The 21,445-nt window shown below is 63.9% G+C and carries 26 protein-coding genes; all 26 read left to right on the forward strand.

The window, feature by feature from the left end; all coding sequences use genetic code 11:
- Nucleotides 1-267: 267 nt before the first annotated feature.
- The 26 genes from ACE10Z_RS23560 (at nucleotide 268) to ACE10Z_RS23685 (ending at nucleotide 21,388) form a co-directional block, all read left to right on the forward strand.
- A complete protein-coding gene (locus tag ACE10Z_RS23560) occupies nucleotides 268-996 on the forward strand; it encodes a hypothetical protein (RefSeq protein WP_375782894.1) in 729 nt (242 codons plus the stop codon).
- Nucleotides 911-2,872: a phage terminase large subunit family protein gene (locus ACE10Z_RS23565; protein WP_375782895.1), complete on the forward strand. Its 1,962-nt coding sequence runs from the start codon at nucleotides 911-913 to the stop codon at nucleotides 2,870-2,872. Before ACE10Z_RS23560 ends, ACE10Z_RS23565 begins: the two co-directional genes overlap by 86 nt.
- Before the next feature lie 10 nt (nucleotides 2,873-2,882).
- Nucleotides 2,883-3,128: a gpW family head-tail joining protein gene (gene gpW, locus ACE10Z_RS23570; RefSeq protein ID WP_375782896.1), complete on the forward strand. Its 246-nt coding sequence runs from the start codon at nucleotides 2,883-2,885 to the stop codon at nucleotides 3,126-3,128.
- Nucleotides 3,129-3,184: 56 nt separating this feature from the next.
- Nucleotides 3,185-3,325 carry a hypothetical protein gene (locus ACE10Z_RS23575; protein WP_375782897.1) on the forward strand — a complete coding sequence of 47 codons (141 nt, stop codon included), beginning with the start codon at nucleotides 3,185-3,187 and terminating at the stop codon, nucleotides 3,323-3,325.
- A complete protein-coding gene (locus ACE10Z_RS23580) occupies nucleotides 3,325-4,965 on the forward strand; it encodes a phage portal protein (protein WP_375782898.1) in 1,641 nt (546 codons plus the stop codon). Before ACE10Z_RS23575 ends, ACE10Z_RS23580 begins: the two co-directional genes overlap by 1 nt.
- On the forward strand, nucleotides 4,962-5,813 hold the full coding sequence (locus ACE10Z_RS23585) for a S49 family peptidase (RefSeq protein ID WP_375782899.1): 852 nt from the start codon (nucleotides 4,962-4,964) through the stop codon (nucleotides 5,811-5,813). The genes ACE10Z_RS23580 and ACE10Z_RS23585 overlap by 4 nt, the downstream gene beginning before the upstream one ends.
- Before the next feature lie 41 nt (nucleotides 5,814-5,854).
- The gene (locus ACE10Z_RS23590) at nucleotides 5,855-6,556 is read left to right on the forward strand and encodes a hypothetical protein (protein ID WP_375782900.1); all 702 of its coding nucleotides are present in this window, start codon (nucleotides 5,855-5,857) and stop codon (nucleotides 6,554-6,556) included.
- A gap of 96 nt (nucleotides 6,557-6,652) precedes the next feature.
- On the forward strand, nucleotides 6,653-7,339 hold the full coding sequence (locus ACE10Z_RS23595; protein WP_375782901.1) for a head decoration protein: 687 nt from the start codon (nucleotides 6,653-6,655) through the stop codon (nucleotides 7,337-7,339).
- A gap of 35 nt (nucleotides 7,340-7,374) precedes the next feature.
- The gene (locus ACE10Z_RS23600) at nucleotides 7,375-7,773 is read left to right on the forward strand and encodes a head decoration protein (RefSeq protein WP_375782902.1); all 399 of its coding nucleotides are present in this window, start codon (nucleotides 7,375-7,377) and stop codon (nucleotides 7,771-7,773) included.
- A 23-nt stretch (nucleotides 7,774-7,796) separates the two neighbouring features.
- A complete protein-coding gene (locus ACE10Z_RS23605; RefSeq protein WP_375782903.1) occupies nucleotides 7,797-8,867 on the forward strand; it encodes a major capsid protein in 1,071 nt (356 codons plus the stop codon).
- Between the two features lie 98 nt (nucleotides 8,868-8,965).
- Nucleotides 8,966-9,265, forward strand: a complete 300-nt coding sequence (locus tag ACE10Z_RS23610) for a hypothetical protein (RefSeq protein ID WP_375782904.1) — start codon at nucleotides 8,966-8,968, stop codon at nucleotides 9,263-9,265.
- Between the two features lie 6 nt (nucleotides 9,266-9,271).
- The gene (locus ACE10Z_RS23615) at nucleotides 9,272-9,922 is read left to right on the forward strand and encodes a hypothetical protein (RefSeq protein WP_375782905.1); all 651 of its coding nucleotides are present in this window, start codon (nucleotides 9,272-9,274) and stop codon (nucleotides 9,920-9,922) included.
- Nucleotides 9,923-9,944: 22 nt separating this feature from the next.
- Nucleotides 9,945-10,856 carry a hypothetical protein gene (locus tag ACE10Z_RS23620; protein ID WP_375782906.1) on the forward strand — a complete coding sequence of 304 codons (912 nt, stop codon included), beginning with the start codon at nucleotides 9,945-9,947 and terminating at the stop codon, nucleotides 10,854-10,856.
- A gap of 40 nt (nucleotides 10,857-10,896) precedes the next feature.
- Nucleotides 10,897-11,394, forward strand: coding sequence for a class I SAM-dependent methyltransferase (locus ACE10Z_RS23625; RefSeq protein ID WP_375782907.1), 498 nt, complete (start codon nucleotides 10,897-10,899; stop codon nucleotides 11,392-11,394).
- 3 nt (nucleotides 11,395-11,397) lie between these two features.
- Nucleotides 11,398-11,934 (forward strand): hypothetical protein, encoded by a 537-nt coding sequence (locus ACE10Z_RS23630; protein WP_375782908.1) that lies wholly within the window; start codon nucleotides 11,398-11,400, stop codon nucleotides 11,932-11,934.
- Nucleotides 11,931-12,113, forward strand: coding sequence for a hypothetical protein (locus tag ACE10Z_RS23635; RefSeq protein WP_375782909.1), 183 nt, complete (start codon nucleotides 11,931-11,933; stop codon nucleotides 12,111-12,113). The genes ACE10Z_RS23630 and ACE10Z_RS23635 overlap by 4 nt, the downstream gene beginning before the upstream one ends.
- A 62-nt stretch (nucleotides 12,114-12,175) precedes the next feature.
- Nucleotides 12,176-12,721, forward strand: a complete 546-nt coding sequence (locus tag ACE10Z_RS23640; protein WP_375782910.1) for a hypothetical protein — start codon at nucleotides 12,176-12,178, stop codon at nucleotides 12,719-12,721.
- Nucleotides 12,718-13,080, forward strand: coding sequence for a hypothetical protein (locus tag ACE10Z_RS23645; RefSeq protein WP_375782911.1), 363 nt, complete (start codon nucleotides 12,718-12,720; stop codon nucleotides 13,078-13,080). The genes ACE10Z_RS23640 and ACE10Z_RS23645 overlap by 4 nt, the downstream gene beginning before the upstream one ends.
- Entirely contained in the window at nucleotides 13,080-13,553 is a 474-nt protein-coding gene (locus ACE10Z_RS23650; RefSeq protein WP_375782912.1) for a hypothetical protein, read from the forward strand. The genes ACE10Z_RS23645 and ACE10Z_RS23650 overlap by 1 nt, the downstream gene beginning before the upstream one ends.
- Before the next feature lie 62 nt (nucleotides 13,554-13,615).
- Entirely contained in the window at nucleotides 13,616-14,149 is a 534-nt protein-coding gene (locus ACE10Z_RS23655; RefSeq protein ID WP_375782913.1) for a hypothetical protein, read from the forward strand.
- A 3-nt stretch (nucleotides 14,150-14,152) separates the two neighbouring features.
- Nucleotides 14,153-14,596 (forward strand): hypothetical protein, encoded by a 444-nt coding sequence (locus tag ACE10Z_RS23660; protein WP_375782914.1) that lies wholly within the window; start codon nucleotides 14,153-14,155, stop codon nucleotides 14,594-14,596.
- Between the two features lie 184 nt (nucleotides 14,597-14,780).
- A complete protein-coding gene (locus tag ACE10Z_RS23665) occupies nucleotides 14,781-15,428 on the forward strand; it encodes a DUF6441 family protein (protein WP_375782915.1) in 648 nt (215 codons plus the stop codon).
- On the forward strand, nucleotides 15,421-18,048 hold the full coding sequence (locus ACE10Z_RS23670) for a hypothetical protein (RefSeq protein ID WP_375782916.1): 2,628 nt from the start codon (nucleotides 15,421-15,423) through the stop codon (nucleotides 18,046-18,048). Before ACE10Z_RS23665 ends, ACE10Z_RS23670 begins: the two co-directional genes overlap by 8 nt.
- A gap of 3 nt (nucleotides 18,049-18,051) precedes the next feature.
- Complete coding sequence (locus ACE10Z_RS23675; RefSeq protein WP_375782917.1) at nucleotides 18,052-18,507, forward strand: hypothetical protein; 456 nt, start codon at nucleotides 18,052-18,054, stop codon at nucleotides 18,505-18,507.
- Complete coding sequence (locus tag ACE10Z_RS23680; protein ID WP_375782918.1) at nucleotides 18,507-21,170, forward strand: hypothetical protein; 2,664 nt, start codon at nucleotides 18,507-18,509, stop codon at nucleotides 21,168-21,170. The genes ACE10Z_RS23675 and ACE10Z_RS23680 overlap by 1 nt, the downstream gene beginning before the upstream one ends.
- The gene (locus tag ACE10Z_RS23685; protein WP_375782919.1) at nucleotides 21,167-21,388 is read left to right on the forward strand and encodes a hypothetical protein; all 222 of its coding nucleotides are present in this window, start codon (nucleotides 21,167-21,169) and stop codon (nucleotides 21,386-21,388) included. Before ACE10Z_RS23680 ends, ACE10Z_RS23685 begins: the two co-directional genes overlap by 4 nt.
- Nucleotides 21,389-21,445 lie beyond the last annotated feature (57 nt).

Raw genomic sequence — 21,445 nt, forward strand, 5'->3', positions numbered from 1 at the left:
GCCCCGTCCGGGGGCTTTCCGATTCATAGCCATAGGTTATGCGGTAGCGCCTCGGCACTATCGCTGCCCTCCTTGGGCGTTTCCTCCCTAGACTTGGGCCGCTTGTTCATTCAAGCTGCCCGATCTTTCGTAAACACGGGGTATCAATGGGTCCTTCCCAGCCCCAAACGTAATGCGGGCAGGCTGAGCGTTCGGCTTCTCTAGCAAGTCAGCGTTTTTAAAAGCCTGAAATTTCATCGCCCGTTGCAAATCTGGCGGTGAAATTCAGTGAAGACGGTCGTTTCCAAAGGCGAGTTCGCAAAACGCAAGGGCCGTGGCCCGTCTGCGGTGTCGAACTGGATCAGGGACGGCAAAATCTCGGCCGCAGCGCTGATCGGGTCAGGCAACGCCGCGAAGATCTGGCTCGAGCGGGCGGAGGCGGACCTGGCCGGCTCGCTCGATCCGTCGCAGCAGGTCAACCAGGCAACGCCAATTCTGGCCGGAACGGCAGCGGGAGCGCTGGCGGACCTGCCGCTGGTAAACGGTGATGCGCAGTCGGCGCCGGTGCCTCCGCCTTCGTTTAGGCCGGTTGTGCAGACCGACCGTGAACTCGACCTGGCCCGGCGCACTAAAGCCGACGCGGACAGCGCCGAACTCGACCTCGAGATCAAGCGCCGCAAGATGGCGGTGGATGAGGGGCGCTATGTGGAGGCCGCGGAAGCAACGCGATCTTTCGGCCGCGAGCTCGCGAAACTGTCGAGCGAGATTGAGACGTGGTTGTTTTCCACGCTGGCCCGCGAGATCGCCAATGCATACGGCCTGGACTGGAAGGCACTCGCGGTCGCGATGCGAGAATCTTACCGCAAGTTCCGCGCCGGCATCAGCGACGATGCCCGCGACCGTCGTGAAGCGATCGAAGCTGGGAAGCTGAATGTCGATCCTGGTGAACCCGGACGCGCTGGCGCTGATGGCGGTCGAGGTGGCGATGAAGCCGCCGCCGCCGGCGGACCTGAATAGGTGGGCGGAAGACAACATCAAGTTCGGCAAGGAGTCCTGGGCTGCCGGCCAGTACAGCAGCGACACGATTCCGCAGTTGAGGCGGATTCTGCAGGTGCTCTCGCCGGACCATCCGGCCACCGTCGTCTCGGTGCGTGGTGCTGCGCAGATCTTCAAGACGACAGTCGCACAGATCTTCATCGGCAGCCGCATGGACATCGATCCCTGCGACATGGGGTACGTCCATCCGAGCCACGACAACGCCATCCGCTGGGCGCGCCGCAAATGGAAGGTGATGCGAAAGCAGAGCCCGGCGTTGTGCCGGATTTTCGGCGAGCAGCGATCGCGGGACTCGACGGATACGACGCTCTACCAGGAGACCCGGGACGGTCTCGGTTCGCTGCAGATCTCCGGCGCGAACTCACCGGCGTCGCTGTCGATGGTGAGTTGGCCGGCGCAGGTGCAGGACGACCTGTCGAAGTGGCAGGCCAACGACGCTGGCGATCCGGAGGAACAGTCCGACAGCCGGTCGGGCGCCTTCGAATGGCGCAAGGTGCTGAAGATATCGACGCCACTGGTCAAGAAGACCTGCCGCATCACGAGGAACTTCGAGCGCGGCACGCAGGAATGGTGGCACGTGCCGTGCCCGCATTGCGAGCACTACCAGGCGCTGAAGTGGGAGAACTTTCAGGCCAACATCGATCGCGAGGAACCGGACGAGTCGCACTTCACCTGCATCGCCTGCGGCTCAACGATCGAGCGCAAGCACAAGGCCGATATCCTGCGCCGCGGCCGGTATGTCGCGGACAATCCCGGTGCTAGGGAAATATCGCTGCAGGCCTCCCGAGCGGAGATGCCCAACTACGACTGGGGCGAGATCGCGCGGAAATGGCTCGACGTCGAGGGCGACCCGAAGGCGGAGCAGGTCTACCTCAACGATTGGTGGGGACTACCGTTCGAGAGCGCCAGCGAGGCGCCGCCCTGGGAGGATATCCGCAACCGCGCCAATGGCGTCGACGACGCGGGCAACGTCGTTCCGGATGCGCCGACCTATCAGCGTGGACGGATTCCTCCCGGCGCTCTCCTCACTTGCGTCGGCGTGGACTGTCAGGGTGATCGCATCGAGGTGCACATCAAGGCGTTTGGAGAGCATCTTCGGCGTTACACGGTCGACTATGAGATCATCCCGCATTTCATCGGCACCGATGAGGGGAGAGCCGCACTCGACAAGGTGCTGATGCGAACCTTTCCCGATGCGTTCGGCAACATGCGCGGCATCGACATGCTGGCGATCGACGGCAACGCCTACACCAAGGATGTGTTCGCCTGGGCGAAAGGCCATCCGTGGACGAAGGTGATCGTGGTCCGTGGTGCAAAGAGCGACCTGGCGCCGCCGCTGGCGCTGACGAAAACCGAGCGCAAGCCGGATGGTCAGGTCAGGAAAACGCAGAAGAGGTTCTACAACGTCGGCGTCTCAGCCCTGAAGTCGGCGCTCTATGAGGTCTTGCGGCGGGTCGATCCGCTGGCGCGTGGTTTCTGCGGCTATCCGCAAGGGTTGGACGACGAGTTCTATCGGCAGCTCACCTCTGAAAAGCGGGAAACGACCGTCGACAAGCGGACTGGCTTCCCGCGCTCGTTCTGGCGCAAGGATCATGACCGCAACGAGGTACTCGATACCGAGATCTATGCGGAGGCCGCCGCGGTCCGTTGCGGCTGGTACACGCGAACCGCGGAAAGCTGGGCTGCGATGCGGGCCGAGCGCGAAGTGGTCAATCAGAACGGTCAGTCGGACCTGTTTGATCCGGCGCGCGAGGTCTCGGCGCACGCGGCGCGTCCCTCGGTGACGGTGACCGAGGCTAAGAAGTCCAAGGCGTCGATCGCGAAGCTGTTGGCATAGGAGAGCGGAAATGTTCGTTCCGAACCAAACGATCCTGGCCGGCATCCCGACAGCGACCCTGCAAGCGCAGCTCGCGGCTGCGCAGGCGGCCTACAACAAGATCATGATCGGCGGCATGGCCGAGATGGTCACTCACGAAGGCAAGTCCGTTCGCTACACGACTGCCAACAAGAGCGATCTCGTCAGCTACATCCAGCTGCTGCAGCGTCAGCTCGGTCTCACCAGTGGCCGTCGCGCCGTCCGCCCATACTTCTGAGGCTAGTCATGGCATCTACTCGTCGATCGACCGATGACGAACTCCGGACCGGCTCTGTGGCGAGCCTGATCGAGCTCGGAAAAACGCATGGTCTTACTCCGACGGCGATCGAGGTCAGGCATCGGCTCGACGACAACCGGACCTCGATGGAGTCGTTTACGCGCATCGAATTTGCGCAGGCAACCGGTATCCGTTGATGGGTGACCGAAACGTCACGATCCTCGGCGCCGATGGCGAGCCGGTCAAAAGCGGCCGCGCCGGCATGCTTGCCGGCGGTAACGGCCGCGTCGGCGGGCCGGCCTATGACGCGGCGGATCTGTACGGCCAGCACATGGCGGCGTGGACGCCGTTCCTGTGGTCGCCGGACGCCGAGCTCAACCCCTACCGCGACCGCATCGTCTCGCGCGTTCGCGACCTGGTGCGCAACGATGGTTGGGCATCGGGTGCGGTCACCCGGATTCTCGACAACGCGATCGGCGCAAATCTGCGCCCGATCGCAAAGCCGGATCATCGCTACCTTGCGGCCGTGACCGGCAATCCGGCCTTCGACCACGAATGGGCGAAGGAGTTCGGCCTGGCGCTCAACACCAATTGGCGGGCTTGGGAAGCCGATCTCGGCCGCTACTGCGACGCCGCGCGACGGCAATCGTTCCGCCAGATGATGAAGACCGCGTTCCGCCACAAGCTGATCGACGGCGATGCGCTGGCCGTGATGCGCTGGCTGCCCGATCGGGTCGGGATGGGCCGCGCGCGCTATGCGACTGCCGTGCAGCTCGTCGATCCCGACCGGCTGTCCAACCCGCAGCTGCGGTTCGATCAGCAGGCGCTGCGTGGCGGCGTCGAGATCGACGGGTATGAAGCCGCCATCGCCTATCACATCCGCAAGGCGCACGAGGGCGACTGGTTCTCGGCAATGGAATCCCTGACCTGGGAGCGCGTCGAGCGCGAGACCTGGTGGGGCCGGCCGATCGTCGTGCACGACTTCGACGGCGATCGTGCCAGCCAGCACCGCGGCGGCGCCGGCATCTTCACGCCGATCCTGCAGCGGCTGAAAATGCTGATCAAGTATGACGGCGTCGAGCTTGATTCCGCGATCATCAATTCGATCTTTGCGGCCTATGTCGAAAGCCCGTTCGACCAGGAGTTGGTCGGCGAGGCTCTGAGCGACGGCGACCGCATCGGCTCGTATCAGACGGCGCGACGCGAGTTCCACGACGAAAAGAAGATCTCGCTCAACAACGCCCGCATCCCGATCCTGTTTCCGGGCGAGAAGATCAACTCGGTCGCGGCGAACAGGCCCTCCAGCAATTTCGAGGCCTTCGAATCTGCGTTCCTGCGCAATGCCGCAAGCGGGCTCGGCCTCTCGGCCCAGCAGGTGTCGAACAACTGGTCCGACGTCAACTATTCGTCGGCGCGCGGCGCGTTGCTCGAATCCTGGAAAACATTGTCGCGGCGCCGGCAGGACTTCTCGGAGAATTTCTGTGGGCGCATTCGCGGCGCGTGGATCGAAGAGGCGATGGAAGAGGATGATCTTCCGCTGCCGAGCAATGCGCCGGCCTACATGGAACATCCGAATGCCTATTCGCGGTGCCGCTGGCTTGGCCCGGCGCAGGGCTGGATCGACCCGGTCGACGAGCGCACCGGCGCTGTGATCGGCATGGATGCCGGCATCGACACACTGGAATCGATCTGCGCCCTGCAGGGCGAGGACATGGAAGAGGTCCTCGATCAGCGCGCTTACGAGATCAAGGAATTTGATCGCCGCGGCATCCCGCGTCCCGATTGGGCCGGGCAGGTCGCGGTCAACCGCGTCAAACAGAGGCCGCCAGCCGAATGATCGTCACAGCTCAACAGCATTTCGTGAACGTTCCGCTTGCGCTGCTGCCCGAGCGGGCGGCGCTGCTCCTCGAGGCCATGAAGGCGAGCGATCTCGGCGAGTTTGCGCCGTTCCGCGCCCGGCTCGATCCGGCGCCGGCGGCGGCGCTTGGCCAGGATGCCTACACGCGCGACGAGCAGCGACCGTACAGCGTGATCGACGGTATCGCCGTCATCGTCGTGCGCGGCGTTCTCGTGCATCAGCGGTCATGGTGGTTCGATGAGACCTGCTATGCCGACATCCGCCGCGCCTTTGTCATGGCGCTGGATGATGCGAAAGTCCGCGCCATCGTGCTGCACGTCAATTCGCCTGGCGGCGTCGTGTCCGGCTGCTTCGATCTGGCCGACCTGATCTTCGTCAATCGTGGCAAGAAGCCGATCTGGTCGATTCTGGATGAGCACGCATACAGCGCCGCCTATGCGCTGAGCTGCGCCGCGGACCGCATCATCGTGCCGCGGACCGGTGGCTCGGGGTCGATCGGCGTCATCATGCTGCGCATCGACGTGACGGCCATGTGGGAGAAGTTCGGCGTCAAGGTCGAGACGATCAAGTTCGGCGCACAGAAGGACGACTATTATCCGACCACGCCGCTGTCGAAGGATGCCCGCGACCGCATGCAGGCCGAGGTCGACGCGATGGGCGAGATGTTTGTCGAGATGGTCGCGCGCAACCGCAAGATGACCGCGTCCGCTGTGCGTAAGACCGAAGCTGGAATTTTTCTCGGATCTGCCGGGGTCGATCAGGGCCTGGCTGATGCCGTCATGTCGCCGGACGAAGCATTCATCGCCCTCCGCGACAAGATTTCCTGATCGCTTAACCCCAAAACTGCACCCCAAAGAGGAGGCCTCTCATGGCAACCAGAACCAGCGTTCCGCAGACCCGCCCTTCGACCGCCTTGTCCGCGTTCGCCCATCTCGCCCGCACCAAGTCGGAAGACGAGGAGTGCGAGGACAAGGAGAAGGACGGCAAGAAGGCCGAGGACGAAGAGGACGACGAGGAGGCCAAGTCCAAGAAGTCCAAGTCGAAGAAGGCCGAGGATGAGGACGACGAGGAAAAGTCGGAGTCCGAGGACGACGAGGAGGCCTCGAAGTCGAAAAAGTCGAAATCCAAATCGAAATCCAAGTCGAAGAAATCCAAGTCCGAAAAGGACGAGGACGACGATGAGGAAGACGAGGACGATCAGGACGACGATGAGGACGGCGACGACGATTCGGATCGCGAGGACGACGACGATCCGGATGCGCGGCACGCCCGGGCCCGCGAGCGCGGCCGGATCAAGGCGATCATGCTGTCCGATGTCGGCAAGCGCAACCCGGCCGCCGCGGCGCACCTCGCCACCGGCACCTCGATGTCGCGCAAGCAGGTGATCCAGACGCTCGCTGCGATGGAAGCGGCGATGCCGCAGACCAGCTCCGGCAGCGGCCGCGAAAGCCTGCGCAACCGGATGTCGGGCGTCAAGGATCCCGCGCTCGGTGCCGGCGGCGAATCCGCTGCGCCGAACCTGGCGCAGCAGATCGTCCAGGCCGGCAAGAAGGCGCGCGGCGAGGCCTGATCCCCACTCGCGCTGCTGAAGTGAGGCGTGCGGCGGGAGAACATCCCGCCGCAGCCTAGCAAAGCGTTTCACCCATTCCTCAAAAAGGTGCCTCCCATGACCACTTCGCCGACCAACGTCTATGACAATGCCGACCAGCCGTCGGCCACCGCGTATACCTATCTTCCCGATCAGCTGATTGCTGGCGGCCGTCAGTTTCCGACCGAGACTGTGACCGTGACCGGCAATGCCGCGCTGAAGCGCGGCACTGTGCTGGGCCAGAAATCGTCCGGTGACGTCGGTGCGGCCGTGGCCGGTGGCAGCAATGCCGGCGACGGCGCGATCTCGGCGATCTCGAAGGGCGCGAACTACAAGCCCGGCCAGTACAAAATCCTGTTCACCGGCGCGACCGCGTACCAGGTGATCGATCCGCTCGGCGAGGTCGTCGGGAGTTCGGCGTCGGCGGGGGCATTCACCTCGCAGGACATCAACTTCACGTTCGCCACGCACACCAATCCGATGGTGGCCGGCGATTATTTCACCATCGCGATCGCCGCGGGAACCGGCCCCTACAAGGCGTCGGTCTCAGGCGCGGGTGACGGCAGCCAGACGCCGACCGCGATCCTGGCGGATGACTGCGATCCGACCGCGGGCGATGTGCGGGCCGGTGTCTACCTGGCCGGCGAGTTCAACAAGCGCGCGATCACGCTGGATGCCTCGATCTCGATCGACTCCGCGCGCAGCTCGTTGCGCTCGGTCGGCATCATCCTCAAGGGCAGCGTCTCGGCCGCCGATCCGACGTAGTCGATCCCGGTCCAGGCTCGTTACGGTCTGACATCATGTTAATAGCGACCGGTACGAGCCCGGCGGACGATCCGCTGCACAAAGCGGAAGTCTCGCTACCGGATGGCCTGGTCCTTGACGAGCGCACGCTCGTCACGGACACGGCCACCATCACCGGCACCGCGGTGTTGCCGCGCGGTGCGGTGCTCGGTCAAATGAATGACGGTCGCTACCGCCTCGCGGTTGCGAGCGCGACCGATGGCAGCAATGTTCCCTGTGCGATTTTGGCCAACATCAGCGACGTCACGTCAGGCGATGTCGAGGGTGGTGTGTACCTCGGCGGCTCGGTTCATGTCGCCTGCCTGACGTTCGATCCGTCGATCACTCCACTGAATGCCCAGGCCGCGCTGAGGCGGTACGGGATTTTCGTCAAGGGCCTTCCGGCCACTCTCTAAACCCCTTTGAAAGGAATATCGCCATGACGACCCCTGGCGGGAATCTTGTCTATGACACCAATACCCTCGTGCAGGTTGTTCCCAACCTGAAGCGCGCGGTCAGCTTTCTGCTCGACCGGTTCTTTCCGAACATTGTCACCGCCGACAGCGAGTTTGTCTCGATCGACGTCGACGTCGGCAAGCGCCGCATGGCGCCGTTCGTCTCGCCGCTGGTCGAAGGCAAGCTCGTCGAGCAGCGCCGGATTCAGACCAACATCTTCAAGCCGGCCTATATCAAGGACAAGCGGGCGCCGGACCTGCGCAAGCCCGTGCGCCGAATGATCGGCGAGCGCATCGGCGGCCAGCTCACCGGCGCCGAGCGCGAGATGGCCAACATCGAGTTCGAGATGACGGATCAGATCGACATGCTGACCCGTCGTCTCGAGTGGATGGCGGCCAGCGCACTGAACAGCGGCACCGTGACCATCGCCGGCGAAGGCTTCCCGACCGTCGTGGTCGATTTCGGCCGCGACTCCACGCTCACCGTGGTCAAGACCGGCGGCGCACAGTGGACCCCGGCCAACGTGTTGGCGGGTACCGCCTCGCCGACGCAGGATATCGAGGGCTGGCAGCGCCAGATTCTCAAGAAAAGCGGCGCTACGGTCGAGGACATCATCTTCACCACGAGCTCGTGGGAAGGCTTCATTGCCGATCCGCTGCTCAAGGGCGCGATCTACTATCCCAAGCTCGGCGAGAGAGGCAACGTCATCGACCCCGGTGCCCGCATCAAGCGCGGCGCGACCTACAAGGGCCAGTGGGGGCAGTACTCGCTCTGGATCTACAACGAGTGGTATGTCGACGAGAACAACGTCGAGCAGCCCATGCTGGTCGACGGCACCGTGATCCTGTCGGGCACCGAAATGCAGGGCACTCGCGCGTTCGGCCAGATCCAGGACCCGGCCTTCAACTACGGTCCGATGGCCTTCGCGCCGAAGACCTGGGTCGAGGAAGATCCGGCGCAGCGCTACCTGATGATGCAGTCGGCGCCGATCGTGATCCCGTCGCGGGTGAACGCCGCACTGTCGGCGAACGTCTGCGCCTCGCAGTTCACCTGATCGCCGGTGACGATCTGACGGCGTGACCTCGCAAGGGGTCGCGCCTTCGGTCCATTCCAATGCGCGTCAAGTCTCACAATCAACAGGAGTTCTTTGCAATGGCAGAGCAGGACAAGAAGGTCCGCGCCACTATCGCGCGCGGCCGCACGCTGGTGATGAGCGATCCCAGCCAGATGAACATCGTCGGCTATGACAGCGAGGGCAAGGCGATCAAACGTGCCAAGAGCGTTGCCTTCGGCGAGCATCAGGACGTCGAGTTGCCGGCGGCCGAGGTCACCCGGCTGCGCAAGCTGGGCTACCTGGTCGATCCAGGTGCGGCGCCGATCCCGACCGCCGACGGCCCGAGCTTCACCGAGCTGCCCAAGAGCAGCGACGCCGCAAAGTCAGTCGCTGCCTGACATCGCATGATCTGGGGCGCGGTCGGACCGCCATGGTGGGACGACCGCGTCACAGTCGTCATCGGCGGCGGCCCGTCGCTGTCGGGATTCGACCCCCGCGCGATACCCGATCGGGCACACATCGTTGGCGTCAACCAGGCGATGCTCGACTTCCCCTGCGAAGCCGGTATCTCGATCGACTTCGGATTCGTCGCCCGCAATCAGGTGCGGTTGGCCGAATTCGCGGAGAGTAGGCCGCTCTATCTCGCCGTCTCCGACCGACGGCCAGAACGGATGCCCGCCATACAGTCCGCGGTCTATCTCCGGAGCGTCTCCGAAGGCCTGTCCGGTCCGGATGACTACTCGTCAGCCGTCGTGGACGGCGGCACCTCAGGCTTCGCCGCCTTGCAGCTTGCGGTGCTGAAGCGTGCGCGGCACATCGTGCTGCTGGGTTTCGACTACGGGCTCCAAGGCGACCGCGACCACTACCACGACGCTTATGTGGGGCATGGCGCCGGCGCCGACGCGGCCACCTGGCAGCGATGGGCCGAGAATTTCAACGTGATCGCCCCACAGATGGTCGCCCGCGGAATCGAGGTGATCAACGCTTCGCCGGCAAGCCAGATCAGCTGCTTTCCGAAATGTTCGATTGAGGACGCTTTGCATGCCGTCTCATAGGCCGCCGTTGTTGGTCCGCGGCATGCACGGGCTCGGCGACAACCTGCATCAGCGGGCGGTGCTGCGGCAATTGATGGTCCGGCATGACGTCTGGCTCGAATCGTCGTGGGTTTCGCCCTATCACGACCTGATCGGGCAGGGGCTGAAGGTGTTGCGCAAGGCAACATCGCTCCGGACGCAGGCGAAGAATGCTGCGCGCGAGGCCGAGTTGTTCGCCAGCGCGCCGTCGCCTCCATCGGCACAGGCAGTGAACGTTTGGTATCAGCCCCAAGAAGTTCGTCGGCGCGGTTCAGTGTTGGCGGCCATGTGCGCAAGCGTTGGTGTTGATTATGCGACCGCCGATTTCAGGCTCTCGCTGCCGGACGCCTGGTTGCGGCGCGCCGACGAGCTTGTCGCCTCCTTTGCGACCGACAAACCGATCCTGTTGTATCGCCCGCTGGTCGAGCGCACGGAGTGGAGCGGCTGCGCGGCGCGCAATCCGCACCACGATGGCTACGCCGCGATCTTCGAGGCTATTCGGGAACGCTTCTTCGTTGTCTCGCTCGCCGACCTGGTCGATAGGGTCGAATGGATCGTCGGCCGGCCGATCGAGGCCGATGCAACCTTCCATAAGGGCGAGCTTGACTTCGAGATGCTGGCGGCCCTGTTCGCGCGCGCAGCCATGGTGTTTTGTGCGCCGGGCTTTGCAGTGATCCTGGCCCAGGCGGTCGGAACGCCGGTGATCTGCAGCTTCGGCCGCTACGAGCGGGCCTATTCGTTCTCTGCCGGCGCGAGACACTCTCCGTATCTTGGCATCGAGCCCATCAACCCCTGTGATGATTTCAAACATGACGATAGCCACGACAAGACGATCGACATTGCCAGTGCGATCAGCCGCGCCGCCGTTTTTGCCGGCGAAGCGGAAAAGCGTGTCCGTTCCGCTTGCGTCGTGTGATCTGTCGGGGCTGCACGCCCGATATGTTCATGCAGGCGAGTTGGAGACGCTGATCTGGCTGATCGCCAGCGTAAAACCGCGCTCGGTGATCGAATTTGGCGCCAATTCCGGACGCACGGCCAAGGCGATCCTGCGCAACGTGCAGGGGATCGAGCGCTATGTCGGGATAGACGTCCCGCAGGGCTACGTCACGGAAAAGCTTGTGCAGCGCCGGGAGGTGCCGGATCGACCGGGTGAGCATGCGCTCGATGATCCCCGTTTCCGGCTTCTGATTGCCCGCCACGGATCCCACGACATGGCGCCCGATGACCTGCCTGCAGCGGACGCGGTGTTCATCGACGGTGATCATTCCGCACGCGGCGTTCGCCGGGACTATGCTCTCGCCAAAGCGAAGGTGAGGCCGGGCGGGATCATCATCTTCCATGACGATAACGGCAGCGAACTCGTCGATGTTAGCAAGGTGCTCGACGAGTTCGTCGAAGGCGGCGCCGAGATCGTCCACGTCAGCGGTACTTGGCTGGCCTACGAGCAGGTCTGACCTATGAGCGCAATCCTGGCTTCGCTGAAGGCCCGCCTGGCCGACATTCCGGGCATCGAATCCATGTCCATGCAGCTGCTTGCTGGACGACAAAGCTACTCGATCGGCGGCAAGGTGGTCAGCGTCGACGCCACAGCGACGGAAGACGAGGCAGAAGCGGCGATCCGAGCGGCGCTGGGCTCGCTGGCGGTCGCTCAGATGCCGGCCGGGACACCGGTCGCGGCGCCGGCCGTGCCGGCCTCCAGCTCGTCGGCGCTTCTGCCACAGGTCAACATGACAGCCAACCAGGAGAGCACAACGATGAGCATCACGGGTGCCGGCGGCGCGGGATTGTCGCTGAAGGCGATGATCCAGAAGCGCAAGGCCAAGATCCAGGCGGACATCGACAGCCATATGAAGGCGATCGAGGCCGAATTCGACGTGCAGGATCAGGTTGTCGCCGGTCTCGGTGCTCTGCCCGGCAAGATCAAGAGCGAGACGTCCGATCTCGCGGCCAGCATCGGGCAGTTCGCGAACGACATTCTAGGGGAAAGCAAGTGACGACTGAGGCCGATCTCGCCGCCGCACTGGCGAAGTTCGACGACGCGATCGCGCGCGACGACGAGAAGGCCGGCCGCGAGGCGCTGGTTGCGCTGGCTACGATCACGATCGGCGGCGTGCTCCGGATCGCCGCGGCGCTCGAGCATATCGGGCGCAACATCATCCCGGAAAAGACCTGACGTTGAGCCGCGTCTTCATCGTCGCCGGCGGCCCCTCGGTCAATGGTCAGGACACCGACCGGTTGAAGGGCCAGCGCGTCATCGCGATCAACTCGAGCTGGCACCGCGTCCCGTTCGCGGAGATCCTGTTCTTCGCCGATGACCGTTGGTGGCGGGAGTACTCCGCTCAGGTCCTGGCAGGGTTTGCCGGCCGGATCGTAACCTGCGCCGAGGCCGTCCATCATGTCAGGCTGGAAAAGCTGTATCGGCGCACCATGGTTCCGGGCCTCTCCATTAATCCCGGCGTCGTGATGGTTCGCAGGACCTCGCTGACGGGTGCGATGAATATGGCGGTCCATCTCGGCTGCCGGGAAATCGTGCTGCTCGGCGCGGATGGCAAGCCGGGCGAGGACGGTCGTCTGCATCACCATGCCGAGTACGGTCCGCGGCTGAGGACGTGCTATTCCGGTCTTTGGGCCGAGCAGCGCAAGGACCTCGAGACCGCCGCGGCCGATCTCGCGCGTTGGGGAATTTCGGTGGTCAACGCTTCACCAGGATCCGCGCTTTCTGACCTGTGGCCGGTGACCACACTGGACGACGTCTTGAGCAGGGACATGGTTGCGGCATGAGCATCTGGAACGGCATGCTCGACACGATCTATTCGACCGATATCGCCGCGCCCGCGATCCTGACGGCGCCGGCAGTGACCGCACCGATGGACGTGATGGCCGTAGATGAGACGTCCGGCGCCGTGATCGAGGGCAAGGGTGGCAACATCGGCGTGCAGACCGTCAGGCCCGCCTGCAGGCTGCGTATGACGGAGCTCGCGTCCTACCAGGTCCGACCGGCCGATCTGATCGGCGGCACGATCTCACTTCGGCCCGGCACTCCGGACCAGGCCGTCTGGCGTATCGAGAGCTCTGTACTCAAGCCGAGCGCATATGGCGAGACGTCCGGCGAGGTCCAATTGATCCTGGTAAAACAATAGTGGACCGCCGCGAGGCCATACTCGTCCAGCTGCTCGCGATCGCGACCGCTGCGCCTGGCGTCACGACGGCCGCGCGGAACCGTCTCGCGCCGACCGATGACGAGTCTCCATCGATCATCATCTACGACGGTGACGAGATGGTGTTGGAGTCGTCGGATGCACCCGGGGAGATCAGAAGGCCGGCCAGAAAGCCGCGGGTCGTTCCGATGGCACCGACGATCGAGGTGTTGTTGGGAGCTTCGCCGGCGAACGCGGGCACCGTCATCAACGGAATCCGCAAATACCTGATCAAGACGATCATCCAGGATGAGACGCTGGCGTCATTGGTCGTCAGCGACATGACATCGCCGCCGATGGCGCGCGGCATCCATTATCTCGGCTGCACCTTCGGGGCCGGGCTCGGCCGTTCGCTGCAGGCCGACATGGTCCTGAATTTTGCGTTCACCTACGTGCTGAACATCGACGAGCTTTAAGCGTAACCCCGCCGGCGGTGCGAAGCCGGATTTCACCTCACCGCAAACGGAGATAGATCGCCATGACCACCGTGTGGACCCATATGGGCAACGTTCAGAAGTGGGACATCACGCCGAACCCGACCATTCTGAAGCACAAGAATACCCAGGGCGGCCTGAAGCGCGTCGACATGACGGCGATGACGCTGCTGGAGATGGGCTTCTCGACCGCTCTCGACGAATGGACCGTCGACAACATGATGATCGCGCTGCTCGGCACGGTCAACACGGCCGGTCTGATCGAGATCGGGGTGACTTCGATCACGCGGCAGATCAAATGGGTCGGCGCCAATATCTACGGTCCGCAGTGGGAGGTTATCCTGCCCAAGGTGTTCATCGCCGCCAAGGAAGCGATTCAGTTCATGAGCCAGAGCGATACCGAAACGTCGCAATTGCCGCTGTCAGGCGATGTGCTGTACGACCAGACGCTCGGTTCGTTCGGCACAGCTCAGCCGCTCGGCACGGCGACCGGAGGCGCGCCGATCGCGCTCACGCCGAACGAGCTGAACTACTATCTCGGCACCGGCAGCGTCTACTCAGCGCCGGTCGGGACCTGATCTGTGGCAGTGGTAGACATCCGGGATATCCTGCCCGGCAAAGGCGAGGTGACGATCGGGGAATCGATCGTCGAAGTGCGCGGCCTGTCGCTGCATTCGTTCGCGGAGACGGTCGCGCAGTTTCCCGAGATCATCGCTTATCTCGACGGCGGCAGCATCAGCGATCCGACAGCGCTCCTGGCATCTGTCCCGGATGCCGCGCTCGCGCTCATGGCGTGCGGTATTGGCAAGCCTGGCGACGCCGAGATCATCGGGATACTGAAGGTCTGGGAGTTGCCGCAGCAGACCGATCTGCTCACCGGTGTGCTGGATCGCACCTTCAAGGGAAGCGCGCGCCCTTTCGTTCAGGCGCTGCTGGTCGCCGCGGTTCGCGCAGCAAGAAGCAGCAGCGCCCAGCCGCAGCCAGAGACCTCGGCGCCGAGCTCGCAGCCCTCGTCGAATTCCTGATCGGCGAGGCCGGGCATCCGCCCGCATCGGTCTGGAGCTATACGCCGGCGCAGGCGCAGGCCTTCGCCGACCTGGCGCGCAAGCGGCTCGCCAGAAACCGCGCCAGTGCGTTGCTGGTGGCATCGCTCGGCGCGCGCGGCGAACTCAAGACCGTGCGCGACAAGATCAAGGAATGGCAGCGACCGTGAGTATTCGCCTTCGTCTCGAAATGCTCTCGCCGGACTACGGCAAGCAGATGGCGGCGGAGACGCGGAAGATCGCGCGCGCGGCGACGGCATCGGTGACCGAGGCCGCTGCGTTGTCGAAGGCGGAAGGCAAGAGCTCGCTCGCCGCCCTGGGACGCCTGCAGCACGCCATGTATGCCAAGGTCTTCCCGGGCCATGGCGACAGCCTGCATCCGGCAGCGGTGATCGGCGTCAAGGTCGACTACGCCAGCGTGTTCGAGGAAGGGGCGACCATTTCCGGCAAGCCGCTGCTCTGGCTGCCGCTCGACAATGCGCCGCGTGGCCGCGGCGGCAAGCGAATGGGACCCGGCGAGTTCACTAAGAACGTCGGCGTGCTCTACTCGATCAACCGGCCCGGCAAGGCGCCGCTTTTGGCGGCCGTGGTGCGCGAGACCGATGCCCGGGCGAAGAACGCGCCGTCCTTGAGGCTGCTCCAGCGCGGTCGCAACCCGGGCGGCCGCGGCACGGTTCGCCTGGTGCCGATGTTCGTCGGCGTCCCGTCGGTGACCGATCCGAAGATCACCGACGTCAGAAAGATCATCCAAAGGCATGCCGATGAGCTCCCTGAGCTCTACGAGCGCAACTGGAACGAGTTGAACCGTGGCTGACATCAAACAACGCATCTCGCTCGACGGCGCCGACGATGTCGCGAGCAAGCTGAAGAAGATCGGCGACACCGGGTCCGACGCCTTCAAGAAGCTGAAGGAATATTCCGATCGCGGCGGCGAGGGATTTTCCAAGTTCGGCCGCGAAACCGAAGACCTCGAGATCGGCGAGAAGCTCAAGGAGACCCTCCATACCCTCCATCCGGTGTTGGATGAAGCAGGCCTCGGGCTGGAGAACCTTGGCGCGTTCGCGCGGCTTGCCGGCGCAGGCATGCTCCCGCTCGGAGCGGCGCTGGCCGGCTCTGTGCTGGTCGGGCTCGCCAAGGTCGGCGAGGAGACCGATCGCACCAAGAGCCGGCTGAAGGGGCTCGGGGCAGGCGAGGGCGGCTTCGAGGATTTGTCGAAGCAGGCCAAGGCCCTCGGCGTCGAGATCTCCAGCCTGCAGCCGCGCTACGAGAAGTTCATTTCGTTCCAGCAGCGCTCGCTTGCCGGCAACCGGTCGATCAGCCATCCGCCGAACTTCGTTCCTGGTGAGGCCGAGGAAACCGCCGCCGGCGTTCGCGTGCTGGGCGGTAGCGGCACGATCACGCCGCCGTCGAAGGATTCGTTCCAGCAGTTCGACAAGGCGCTGTTCGAGGAGATCCGGCGCGATGTCGGCAGCGCCGACGACGCCGGCAAGATCGCCGACGAATTCGAGCAGTCGCTCTATGAAAAGGGGCTGACGCCGGACGCGCTCAAGTCGCTGCAGGGCAGCGCGCCGAACGCCGCCGATTTCGTGACGAAGTCGCTGACCGGCTTGCTCGGCGGCGGGTTCTCCAATCCGAACGAGCTGGCGACGCGGCTGCAACGCGGCGATCGGCAGGTCTCGGCCACCGACCTGATCAATGAGGGCGCCAAGAACGTCGGCCGGGCTGACAAGGACGCGGAGGCTGCGCGCGGCGTCACGGCTGCGTTCGAGGGCCTGAAGGCAAGCGCCGGGCGGCTCGCCGAGGAGCTCGGCGGCGATCGCGGCATCACCCATGCGGTCGATGGGCTCACCCACGTCATCGACCAGGCGACCGAGCACGTCGATCAGTTCCTGCATCCCCGCGACTATGAGCCGGGTGGTCCTAAGTTCACCGGACCGGTCAGCTCATCCGAGCAGAAAGAATACAACAAGCCCGACATCATCGACGTCGGCAAGGCGCTCCTTACCGGCCAGGCCGACGATCGTTTCAAGGACAGCAATGCCATTGCGGTCGCCAAGGCGCTGCACAACGGACCTACAGGGTTGCAGAAGACCCCGGACGAGGGCTTGCGCGACCTCATCGACGCGGCGCATCAGCCCGGGGCGATCAATCAGCAGCAGCTACCGCTTCTGAATGAGACCAATCGGGGATCCGGTGTCAGCACGAATCTTTCTCCTGACGAGACCGGGCCGTGGGCCGCCGGATCGGCGGCCTTCGAGGCTGCGCAGAAGGCACTCGCCAATCAGCCTCAGGGTAAGTCTGCTCTGGAGACCTGGCCAGCTCCGCCGCCCCCGGAAAAGCATTCGGAGGCTGAAGGCTCGACGGCGATCGCATCTCTCGGGTCGCTTTTTCAGCAGGCTGGCGCTGATTCATCCCAGGCCATTCGCGACGGGTTCGGGCAGTCCCAGCAAGCCGAGCAAGAGCAGACCGGCATCCTGCAGCAGATCCTTTCCGCGATCGCTGCGCTGGTCAACAAGGCCAATCCGCCGAACACGCGCGTCGATGGTGATGTCGGCACCATCGGCGTGCGGGGTGCAACAGGCGGTCTCATCAGGGCATTGGCGGATGGCGGCCGCATCGATGCGCTGGGAGGCGGGCATCTCAGCGGGCCCGGCGGCCCGACCGGAGACAAGATCCCGCTGTGGGGCTCGGCCGGCGAGGTCATGATCAAGGCCTCCAGCGTCAACAAGATCGGCGCCGATCGGCTGCTCGAGATCAACGAACATCCGGAGCGCTTCTTTGCTGAAGGTGGGGTTACCAGAACCGGCCGGGATAATGGGAACGCTTCCTCAACCGTCGGCAATGCGCGATCATCGCTTGGCCCGGGGCAGCACTCGGTCCTGTACGATCCGCAATCCGGCGGCGCCTATGTCGATGGCCTCCTTCATCTACCCGGCGATCCGCTTCTGAACGATCCGATCGTCAGGAAAGGCATGGAGGAATCCAAGGCCGGCATGAATCAGAAGACGTCCTCGAAGAAGCACAGCGAATTCGTCGGCCGCTTCGGCTACGACGTCGAGACCGACACCGGCAGCGGGTTTGCCGAAGGCGGCATCATCGGCCGGTCCTCGTCGGGCAGCGGCAGCTGGCTCGGGAGCATCGGACATTTTGCCTCCGGCGGTCAGGTCACCGGAGACATCGACGCCGTCTCCCTGATCGGCGGCGACCGCTTTGACGCAGGCGGTCGGATCTCGGCTTCCGACCTTGCCGCGCTGCCTTCGGGCGACGATGGCGCCGGCGCCGGCGGCAGGCATTACGGGACGGCCGATCTCAGAACGGACCACGGTGACTTCCCGGTGATGGGCGAGCACGACGTGCTCGACAAGCTGACCCGCGCCACCATGTCGAAATCCCGCCGGCGCACCGGCGTCTCTCCGGGCTGGCAGGGAGCCTGATCGATGCCGCTCGATACAACCGGCACGATCCTGACGATGACCAATGTCGCCGACGGATCGTCACTCGTTCCGTTCTATAGCGCAAGAGGGATCACGCAGACGCTCGAGCCCATCGACGGCAGCATGTACCAGATGCGCACGGTCAACGGCGAACTGATCGACCTGTCGGTGCCGCGCTTTCGCAAGTTCAGGTCGGTCATTTCTGCAAGGGACGTCAGGCCACCGAGCCGGGATGACATCTGGCCTGGTGCGAAGGTGGTTGTCGGCTGCGCATATCTGTTGTCCTACCCGACCATCGGTGGCTCCCCCAGCCGCACGCCCGTCAGCGGGTCTCAGATCGTCGAGGGCAGCTTCACGTTCTACCAGCCGCAGATCACCTTCATGATCGGTAAGCCGACGGGCTCCTTCGAGGAGTGGGAGGCCGGCTATGCCTGGTCGATCCCGCTCGAGGAAGTCTGATGCCGCTTGCAGGCCCCGTCTATTTTGCCTGGGTCGACGGTGGAACGGCCTTTGATCCGACCATCCATAACCGGATGGACGAGTATATGGAGTATTACAACCTCGTGCTGTCCGAGGGCGACATGCCGGCCCTCGAGCTGAGGATCCGCAATCCGCACATCGGGTTGCTCAACTCGAGCCGAAAGCAGTGGGCCTGGCTCAGCCGCATGAACTCTGTCGGCACGATCGTGCCGATGTTCTACGGGCGCATCGTCGCCGCGCCGCGGGATATCTTCAAGGAGGTGATGACGATCGAGCTGATCGCCTGGCCGAGCGACTTCTACGTGCAGAAGCAGGCGCTGGCCGAGCAGATCAAGCTGACCGGACCCTACGATCCGGTCTTCATCGACGTCAGCAAGCGCGACGATCCCGACACCATGCTGGAGGCGATCTCCGGACGCTTCCATGTCGATCCCGTCACCCACGTCGTCTCGATCAGCGATCTCCTGAACGGCGAGGACGGCAACGTCGACATCACGGCCGATCAGCATTTCTACGAGAAGATGAATGCTGATCTCGATCAGACCAGCGCGCTGACCAACATCCTGATGGATGCCACGGTGACGTGGAACCAGACCGGTCAGGGCTACATCGACATGGGCAACCGGTCGATCGGTAGCTTTGCCGGCGATGCCATCATCAACGAGTGGCCAAAGCCGCTGCAATCGCTCGGTGGCGGCTATACCGTCGCCTACAGCAATGCTGTCGACGCCGCCGGCATCAATGCCATCGTGACGGCGACGGCCACGTACTCCTGGACCAATCAGGCAAAAGAACATTCAGACGGCGATCAATTGTCGTTGAACTGGTCTGTGACGGCACCGGCCGGATATGGGACCAGTTTCTTCAACGCGGCCACGGTGCTCACTGAGACCAACCAGAGCGGCGCTCTCGATCCCTTCGCGGTCGACGGCGACGGTGATCCCGCTCCGGTGAACATTCCGGCGCATTTTGACGCGACATACGCCTACGTTCCCTGGTGGAGGGTCAACACGTCGCTCGTGCTGCTCTATCGCGACCTGCAACGGCAGCGCACCGAACGGGTGCAGATGCTGCTGACCAGCGACCTACAAACGATCATCGTCGATCCGACGGTCGAGCAGTCGAGCGAGGTCATTACCAAGAGCGGCGCGGATGTCGGTATACCCATTGTTCCGCTTCTAAGCGCGACGACAGTCGCCGGCCAGACTGTCGGGCTGGACACGATCGTCTTCCCCGATCATCCATCTCTGCCGAGCCAGCGCACTGCCCAGATCTGCACGACTGCCGGTCTCACGACGGCCAATGTCCCCGACTTTAGCGACATACCCGGCACCACGACGACGTGGGGCACTGCCGTCTTCGCGAGCCTCGGGATCTCGTCGCCGACCGAGACAGCTTACGACTGGACGGCCTTGACCAATGTTGGCCTCGGCACCGTCATCCTGGCGCGCAAGCCATTGTTCATCGCCTGGACGACCCTGACCCAGGCCGGCCGCCAGTTGGTGCCGCAGACCGGGACGCAAGCCTCGCTCGGCATGATCATCCAGAGCAGCAATGGCTTTTTCCACGTCTGCACGCTGGCAGGCTTGACGCTCACCCGTGAGCCGAACTTCGCCAATGTCAGGGGCACTGTCACCAACGACGGCAGCGCACAATGGACCTGCCTTGGCGCCGCGCTGCCGGATGGCAAGACGCACTTCCTGTGCGTCCAGCCCGGCAAGACCGGTGCGCAATACCTGATCCCGGCGTTCGACAACACGCTGCATGCGCAGACGACGGACGGAACCGTGGTCTGGGCTGCGATCGGCACCGGTGTCATTCCGATCGGTGGCACACCGGGTGACACCTGGGCAAGTTCCTTTTTCGATAGTGACTACGCCAAGCAATATACGTTCCCTTATCTGATCTCGATCCAGCGCGCCCATGGCCGTAAGAAGGCCAGGGCGGTTGCCATCGACTTCTCGCCGATCGACCCGTTCGGGCTCGGCCTTGAGCTGACGCTTCGCAAGACCGTTTCGCTGCACGACACAAGGCTCGGCGGCGGCATTGCGAGTGGCAAGCTGATCAGGATCGAGCACGCCTGCGATGGCCCGAGTGGCCGCGAGACCTGCAATGCCAGGATCGGCTGCGCGATCGGAAACGATACGACGATCACGGCAGTCCACGGCAATCCAACATGGTGTGCCGCGGACTTTCTCGGCAGCGACTATCAGGTCTTTTCCAGTTCGATCGTGGTCATTGGAGACGCCAGTGACGTCGGCTACACGCCGCCGGTCGCTGCGCCCAATGATGATGGTCTGGTTTTCCCGCTGACCAAGGATCAAATCGTTATCAGCGAGGCGGTGCGGGGCGACGCCGGCGCACAGGGCGCAGCGGTGGGTTCGGCGCTGAATGCCATGGCGCAGGCCGCCCGCCTAGGTGCGCTGCAGACAAGCGATCTCGGCACCTCGGCGATGATCCAGAAGCAGATTCAGGCGCTGCAGGCCAACAGCGTACAGCGGGCAACCACGCTGAATCCGATCTGGTATGACGCCGTGCTGAAGCCGCTGAGCGGCCTGGAATTCAACGCTTTCTACAATGTCAAACTGACGCAGCTGACATGTCCGAAGGGCATCGATCTGCAGGCCGCGAGCACGCCATGAGCATTGAATCGATCGTCCGTCCGTTTCAGACGCCAGGCGTCGCGCTGGGAAGGCCGTTCTATCCTGCCGGCAAGGCCGGCGCGCCAAATGTCATCCTGCAGTTCGGCCGCGGTGGCGGCGGCAAGGTGCTCAACGGCAACGCGACTTACAGCGCGTCCTTCTACATGACGCAATACGTCAACGAGAAGCGCGACGCGACCTGGGGCACCTCGTTCTAGCCCGCTCGCTTCTCTTTCCAATCCAGCCAGTCTGATCCAGCCTCTCCGCGGGGATTG

Origin of the sequence: Bradyrhizobium sp. Pha-3 (assembly GCF_042258615.1) — a bacterium.
Lineage (GTDB): Bacteria > Pseudomonadota > Alphaproteobacteria > Rhizobiales > Xanthobacteraceae > Bradyrhizobium.